At 45.3% G+C, this 3306-nt stretch carries 2 protein-coding genes; both read left to right on the forward strand.

Going from position 1 to position 3306, the window contains the following annotated elements:
- Nucleotides 1–708 (forward strand): efflux RND transporter periplasmic adaptor subunit (locus DP116_RS27595; protein ID WP_369333959.1); only part of this gene is annotated, 708 nt, incomplete at its 5' end.
- A 135-nt stretch (nucleotides 709–843) separates the two neighbouring features.
- Nucleotides 844–3306: efflux RND transporter permease subunit (locus DP116_RS27600; protein ID WP_169158165.1), on the forward strand; the 2463-nt coding region annotated here is incomplete at its 3' end.

Below are 3306 nucleotides of genomic sequence, written 5' to 3' on the forward strand. Positions count from 1 at the left end.
TTTACTGGACGAATTGCCGTCGTTGGGTCAGTGGTAGAAGGCGAAACGCGGGTTGTTCCTGTGAAAGCCGAAATAAATAACCCCGGTGGAGTTCTTAAACCAGGGATGTTCGCCCAATTAGAAGTTTTAACAGACCAAACATCAGCAGCTACCTTAGCAATTCCCAAATCTGCTGTGGTAGAGGCAAATAATAAAACAATAGTTTACGTACAAAATGGTAATGCCTTTAAGTCAACTGAAGTGACATTAGGTCAAACTTCTGGGGATTTGGTAGAAGTCACTCAAGGTCTATCTCAGGGAAATTCAATTGTTACCCAACGTGCGCCGCAACTTTATGCACAGTCTTTGCGGGGTGGAAGTAAATCTAAGGAAGGAGAACAGAAGGAAGAAGGTAATTCGCATAAGGAAGGAGAACAGAAGGAAGAAGGTAATTCGCATTCACAAGAGACTAAAGCTGAAGCTCACAACTTCGGCCTACCTTTGTGGTTAATTGCAGCATTAGGAGGAACGGCAATTGCGACTGGTGCTTTCGTGACAGGTCGTTCCCGGTCTAGTCGTCGTACCCGTTCCCAGATGGTAGCGGTGGAGAACATTGAGTACGACGCAACTCATGAAACAGAGATTCATACCGATAACCACAAGCAGCCAACCTTATCTACTTCCGCTAAACAGGATGAGGAGCGTGAAAACCCTCACCAGCCTCACTAATGGGAAATGACTATGACGAGTGCTGTTACCAAGTGGATAGTTGTTGAGGAAGGCAAAGGAGGAGAAGTAAGTTTTGAAGATTGATTTTATTTTATCCTCTAAATCCCTTGTGACTCTACCTAAACAATCAATAATATGCTTAATTCCATAGTTAAATGGTCTATTGCCCAACGCTGGCTGGTGGTTTTTGCCTCAATTTTAATTAGCTTGTGGGGCTTTCGCGTCCTGACTCAAATGCCTTTGGATGTGTTTCCCAGCTTTTCTCCGCCGCAAGTCGAAATTATGACTGAAGCCCCAGGACTTGCACCAGAAGAAGTAGAGTCGTTGGTGACTCGTCCCATAGAAAGTTCAATAAACGGAACTCCCGGACTCGAATCGTTACGCTCTTCTTCAGCTGTAGGTCTTTCTGCTGTGAGAGCCATTTTCAGCTGGGATACGGACATTTATCGTGCCCGTCAATTGGTGACGGAGCGGTTGCAACAAGCACGCAGCCTGCTACCGCAAGGGGTAGAAGATTCAGAAATTCTTCCCGTTAGTTCTGCTTTAGGATGGACTGTCAAATACGCCTTCACCTCCGAAACCACTCCTTTAATGGATGTATGGCGCATTGTCAACTGGCAGGTAAAAAACCGCCTGCTGGCTGTCCGTGGTGTCAGTAATGTGGTGATATTTGGTGGGGATGAGCGTCAGTATCAAGTGCTGGTTAATCCAGCGAAGCTAAGAGCGTTTAATGTTACTCTTGATGATGTCACCAAAGCCGCAGCTGCCGCCAACGCCAATGCGCCAGGAGGATTTTTAATAACTCCTGACCAAGAGACTTTGGTTCGAGGAGTAGGGCGGATTCAATCTATTGAGCAGCTAAAAAAATCAGTCATTAAAGCCAAAAATGGTACGCCACTGCTTCTAGAGCAAGTGGCTGACGTACAAATTGGTGCGGCGCTCAAACGCGGTGATGGTAGTTTTGCGGGTAAAAAAGCAGTGATTTTGACCATCAACAAACAGCCAACTGCAGATACACCATCAGTCACAAAGGCTGCTGAGGCAGCAATGGAGGAAATTAAAGCTGGTCTGCCCAAAGATGTCAAAATTACAACTACCTTCCGCCAAGAAGATTTTATTGAAGCCTCTATTAAGAATGTTGAAGAAGCCTTGCGCGATGGCACTATCATCGTTTCCGTCATTTTGATTCTGTTTTTGATGAATTGGCGCACGGTAGTTATTAGTTTAAGCGCCCTCCCTGTGTCTTTGTTGCTAGGGATGATGATTCTCAACTGGACAGGACAAGGCATTAACACCATGACTTTGGGCGGACTGGTGGTAGCCATTGGTTCGGTGGTAGATGATGCAATTGTTGATATGGAAAACGTCTACCGCCGCTTACGGGAAAACCAACTCGCTGGAAATCCTGTCCCACCTTTTCAAGTTGTTTTCAATGGTTCGGTGGAAGTGCGCGTTAGCGTTCTCTTTGCCACAATTATTATTGCCGTCGTCTTCGCACCAATTTTCGGCCTCTCTGGTGTGGAAGGTCGAATTTTTACACCAATGGGTTTAGCGTATCTGCTGTCAATTGCTGCTTCCACTTTGGTAGCGCTGACATTAACTCCAGCAATGTGTGCCCTACTGTTGGTGAATACAAGGTTACCCAGTACAGAAACTTGGGTAGAAAGACAAGCTCATCGGCTTTACCGTCCAGCTTTAAAATTTTCTATGCGTCGCCCCAAGATTATTTTGGCAACAGCGATGGCTGGGATTGTAGCTGCAATAGTAATTCTACTTGGTTTAGGACAAGTTTTTTTACCAGAGTTTCAAGATCGCGCCCTAGTGATTGCTACTCTTCTTATGCCTGGTGAATCTTTAGATGCAACCAATCAAGTGGGGTTAGCGATAGAAGAAGCTCTCAAAAAGAACCCTCGGATTGAAACTGTTCAATTCCGCTCTGGACGGGCTCAAGGTGATACTGAAGTGGCTGGTGTCAACTTTGGAGAAATGGATGTGCAATTGAGTGAAGAGGGGGCAAAAGATAGGGACAAAACTATTGAAATGATTCGCTCAGAATTTGAGAAAATTCCCGGCGTAGCACCTAATATTGGTGGTTTTATTTCTCACCGGATGGATGAAGTACTGTCCGGGGTAAGAAGTGCTATAGCTGTGAAAATCTTTGGTCTCGACTTGGAACAACTCCGTACCCTTGGCAAACAAGTGCAATCAGCTATGGGTAAGGTTCAAGGTCTAACAGACTTGCAATTAGAGCCACAAGTACCAATGAAACAGGTGCAAATTCAGTTTGACCGCGATGCGGCTGCTCGCTATGGTCTAACTATTGGAGAATTATCAGAAACGATTGAAACGGCTCTCAATGGAAGAGTCGTTTCTCAAGTCTTAGAACAGCAACAAACCTTCAACATGATTGTTTGGTTGCAAGAAAGCTACCGTAACAACATAGAAATCATCCGTGATTTATTAGTTGATACACCCAACACTCAGAAAATTCCCTTGGCTCAAGTCGCAAAAATTGACTACGGTACTGGTCCCAATACCATCAACCGCGAAAACGTCTCCCGGTATATTGTTGTATCTAGCAACGTGGGTGGGCGGGAT

Origin of the sequence: Brasilonema bromeliae SPC951 (assembly GCF_012912135.1) — a bacterium.
GTDB lineage: Bacteria > Cyanobacteriota > Cyanobacteriia > Cyanobacteriales > Nostocaceae > Brasilonema > Brasilonema bromeliae.